5 protein-coding genes are annotated in these 4,162 nt (G+C 72.3%); all 5 read right to left on the bottom strand.

What is annotated here, in order from left to right:
• Positions 1–695 (bottom strand): DNA polymerase III subunit delta (holA, locus tag ABZ281_RS40460; RefSeq protein WP_356662965.1); only part of this gene is annotated, 695 nt, incomplete at its 3' end.
• A 77-nt stretch (positions 696–772) separates the two neighbouring features.
• The gene (locus ABZ281_RS40455; protein WP_356662964.1) at positions 773–1,018 is read right to left on the bottom strand and encodes a hypothetical protein; all 246 of its coding nucleotides are present in this window, start codon (positions 1,016–1,018) and stop codon (positions 773–775) included.
• 38 nt (positions 1,019–1,056) lie between these two features.
• The gene (locus tag ABZ281_RS40450; RefSeq protein WP_356662963.1) at positions 1,057–1,938 is read right to left on the bottom strand and encodes a YceI family protein; all 882 of its coding nucleotides are present in this window, start codon (positions 1,936–1,938) and stop codon (positions 1,057–1,059) included.
• A gap of 174 nt (positions 1,939–2,112) precedes the next feature.
• Complete coding sequence (locus tag ABZ281_RS40445) at positions 2,113–2,943, bottom strand: arylamine N-acetyltransferase (protein ID WP_356662962.1); 831 nt, start codon at positions 2,941–2,943, stop codon at positions 2,113–2,115.
• Positions 2,944–2,947: 4 nt separating this feature from the next.
• Positions 2,948–4,162, bottom strand: a 1,215-nt coding sequence (locus tag ABZ281_RS40440) for a ComEC/Rec2 family competence protein (RefSeq protein ID WP_356662961.1), incomplete at its 5' end; no start/stop codon positions are given.

Below are 4,162 nucleotides of genomic sequence, written 5' to 3'. Positions count from 1 at the left end.
GCCACCGCGCACGCCAGCGACCAGCGCTGCGCCTCCAGTGCCAGCGCCGCCCGCCCCTCGACGGCCCGGTCGGCGACCGTGTAGCTCGACGCCTCGGCCCGCCCGGTGTAGTACCGCCCGACGACCGCCTCGTCGATCGTCCCCTCGACGTCCGCGACCAGCTGCGACACCGCCGAGGCCAGCTCCCTCAGATCGCTGCCGATCGCGTCGACGAGCGTCTGGCACGCCTCCGGCGTGGCGGATCTCCCCGTCGCCCGGAACTCGCCCCGCACGAACGCCAGCCGGTCCGCCGGCTTCGTCATCTTCGGGCAGGCCACCTCACGCGCCCCGGCCTTGCGCGCGGCGTCGAGCAGTCCCTTGCCCTTGGCCCCGCCGGCATGCAGCAGCACCAGGGTGATCTCCTCGGCGGGGGCCCCGAGGTACGCCTTCACGTCCTTGATCGTGTCGGCCGACAGATCCTGCGCGTTGCGTACGACCACGACCTTGCGCTCCGCGAAGAGCGACGGGCTCGTGAGCTCGGCGAGGGTGCCGGGCTGCAACTGGTCCGGGGGCAGGTCCCGCACGTCCGTGTCGGCGTCGGATGCCCTCGCTGCGGCCACCACCTCCTGCACGGCACGGTCGAGGAGCAGGTCCTCCTGGCCCACGGCGAGCGTCACCGGAGCGAGGGGGTCGTCATTCGCAGTCTTCCTGGCCATCGCGCCAAGCATCCCACGCGACACTGACAACGGCTCCCGACGGACCGGGAAGTGCGCGCACGCGGGACCGGGAGCCGCTACGGCTCCTCCCGCCAGCCCTCCCACTCGCCGGCCAGCCGGTCCAGCTCCGCGGGATCCAGCCGCTCGTCCTCGTCCCGCAGGACGACCAGCCACTGCGCGTCCTCGGCGTCGTCCTCACCAGCCAGCGCGTCCCGCACCGGCTGCGGCTCCTCGGAGACCCCGAACCTCTCCCGCAGCGCGTCCACCACCTCTTCCGCGGCATCACGGTCGGGCAGTACCAGCACATGTCGCACGTCACTCACGCCGGACATTGTCCGACACCGCACAGCGGCCCGGCCGCTCAGCCCTTGCGCACGACCTGCACATCGAGATCGACCTTGATGCTCGGCCCCACCACCGCGATGCCCCGCGCCAGCATGGTCTGCCAGCTCACGGTGAAGTCGTCCCGGTGCAACTCGGTCGTGGCCCGGCAGGCCGCCCGCACCTCGCCCTCCATGCCGTTGCCCAGTCCCAGGTACTCCGTGTCCAGCGTGACCGTCCGCGTCACGCCGTGCAGCGACAGCGCACCCGTCACGGCCCACCGGTTCCCGCCCTTGTGCACGAACCGTTCGCTGTAGAACTCCAGCGTCGGGAAGTTCGCCACGTCCAGGAAGTCCGCCGAGCGCAGATGGTCGTCGCGCATCCTCATGTCGGTGTCGATGGACGCCGCGTCGATCACCACGTGCATCGCCGACCGCTCCATCGGATCGGCGATCCGTACGACCCCCGCGAACGACTTGAACCGCCCGTGGATCCGGGCCAGTCCGATGTGCCGCGCGGTGAAGCCGATCGAGGAGTGCGCCGACTCGATCTCCCAGTCACCGGCGTCGGGAAGCTCCGGGGGCCGGGCCACCTGCAGCGTCACGTCCCCGAGGGACGCGAGCGCGTTCTCGGCGACCTGGGTGGTCGCCCGGTACGGCGTGTATCCCTCCGCCGACACCGCGAGCCGGTACTCCCCGGCGGGCACCGTCGTCAGGAACGACCCGTACGGATCCGCTCCCCCGCTGACCACCGGCCGCCCCTCGGCGTCCGTGACCGCGAACTCCGCGTGCCTGACCGGCTCGTTGACCGGGTCCAGCACCCGGCAGGCCAGCACCCCCGCGCTGGGCGGTGTCGGCACCGCCGCCAGGGGACTCGTTCGTTGCGCCCGGTCGGTGCGGCTTCCCCGCCAGCGGCCGATCATCCACGACTCCCCTGAGTGACTCGAAATCGCCTGTTGATCACTGTTGATCACACCATGCCGAAGACGCATTCGACCACCGCTGAGGCTTTCGGGGCAACACAGGACCACATCACGGGAATCCAGCACATGTGCTGGTACTACGCACGAGTAGCCCCGTGTGGCCGGAATGGACGTCTAAGCGGGATTTCGCAGCGTCGGCACCTGGTCGAGCTCGATCCCGAACCGCTCCCGGTACACCCCGAGAATCTCCTCGTCCGCCTCCAGCTCCCGTTCCTCCCGCGTACCGTCGGCCGCCGTCACCGTGAGCCTGCGCCCGCTGAGCGTGATCCGCCCTCCCTCCTCCGTCACCCGCGAACAGACCAGCGACCGCGTGAAATGCGACACCGGCGACGTGCTGTGCCACCACGCCCCGGCCACGAAGTCACCGAGCGCCCGAGGCCGCACCTCCAGTCGGTACTGCGCTCCGCCGTCCCGGAACACGTCGAGGTCCGCCGCGTCCACCGTGCCGTGCCCGCCGCGCACCCCGGCCGCGTCCGGTCCCGCCTCGACGATCCGGAACGTGCCCCCCGGGTCCTTCTGCTCACCCCGGTCCCCGAACGCCAGCGGAAGGTGGCTGTGCGCCCCGAACCCGACATCGGCCAGCCAGTCGCCCCCGTCCACCGTCCGTACCCGCAGCGCGAGATGGTCGTACGGGATCCCGAGCCGCCCCTCGTCCCCGTACACCCGCCCCGCCATCAGCGCCACGTCGTAGCCCAGCGCGGCGAGCAACGCCCCGAAGGAGCCGTTGAGTTCGTAGCAGAACCCGCCCCGCCGCGCGCCCACCACCTTGTCCAGCAGGCGCTTCTCCTCCAGCACGATCTCCTCGCCCAGATGGATCGAGAGGTTCTCGAACGGCACGGTCCGCAGGTGAAGCAGGTGCAGTTCGCGCAGCGCGTCGACGGTGGGCCACGCCGGGTGATCTGCTCCCAGTCGGCGGAGATAGGCATCAACCTGTGCTGAGTTCATGTCCTCAGTCTCGCGCCACCCTCAGCTGTCCGCCCCCTCCTGCGACCGCGAGCGCGCCGTCCCGGTCCGTCCGCAGCACCGCCGCGCCCCCGGCGCGCAGCGCCGCGACCGTGCCGGGCGCCGGGTGGCCGTAGGAGTTGTCCTCGCCGCAGGAGATGAGGGCCAGTCGCGGTGCCGCCCGTCGTATGAGGCCCGGGTCCTGGTAGGCCGAGCCGTGGTGGGCGACCTTCAGGACGTCCACACCCTCCAGTGTCTCGGCCGCGGGTGATCTCGCCAGGGCGTGCTGCGCCGGCGGCTCCAGGTCTCCGAGGAGCAGCAGGCGCAGTCCGGCCGTGCGGACCAGCATGGCGACACTGGCGTCGTTCGGCCCCTGCGGCGCCGGCGGGTGGACCGGAAGGGCTCCTGGATGCGTCCATGGAGGCGGGTTCGGGAACGGGTTCGTGGGCGGGTTCGGGGGCGGCCACACCACCTGCCAGGACAACTCCCCCGTGCGCCGCTGCTCCCCGGCCGCCGCCCGCGTCACGGGGATCCGCCGCGCCGCCGCCAGCCTCCGCACGAACGCGGCCTGGTCCGCGGGCTCTTCGTATCCCGTCGTCTCGATCGCCCCCACCGCCCGTCCCCGCAGCACGCCGGGCAGGCCCGCGACGTGATCGGCGTGGAAGTGGGTGAGCACGACCAGCGGGATTCTGCTGATGCCCAGTGAGCGCAGACAGTGGTCGACGAGCTGCGGATCGGGCCCCGCGTCCACCACCACGCCGGTCCCCTCGCCCGCCGCGAGCACCATGGCGTCACCCTGCCCCACGTCACACATCACCAGCCGCCAGCCGGGCGGCGGCCAGCCCGTGACCACCCGGGTCAGCGGCGGTGGCTGCACCACCGCCAGCGTCAGCAGCAGCCCGCAGGCCCCGCACCACCAGGGATGCCCGAGCAGCCGCCGTCCGACGAGCACCACGACCAGGGTCACGGCCAGGAGCAGCGCCGCACCCGCCCAACTGTCCGGCCAGTCCACTCCGCCGCCCGGCAGTGCCGCCCCGGTCCGGGCGATCCACGCGATCCACCCGGCGGGCCAGTGCGCGCACCACGCGAGGACCTCGGCCACCGGCATCGCCACCGGCGCCGTGGCCAGCGCCGCGAACCCCAGCACGGTCGCCGGCGCGATCGCGAACTCCGCGAGCAGATTGCACGGCACCGCCACCAGACTCACCCGCGCCGACAGCAC

The sequence above is a fragment of the Streptomyces sp. NPDC006265 genome (genome assembly GCF_040613555.1).
In the GTDB taxonomy this organism is placed as follows: Bacteria; Actinomycetota; Actinomycetes; order Streptomycetales; family Streptomycetaceae; genus Streptomyces.
The sequence above is the reverse complement of the archived record's forward strand: the minus strand, read 5'-3'. Positions and strand labels throughout refer to the sequence as shown.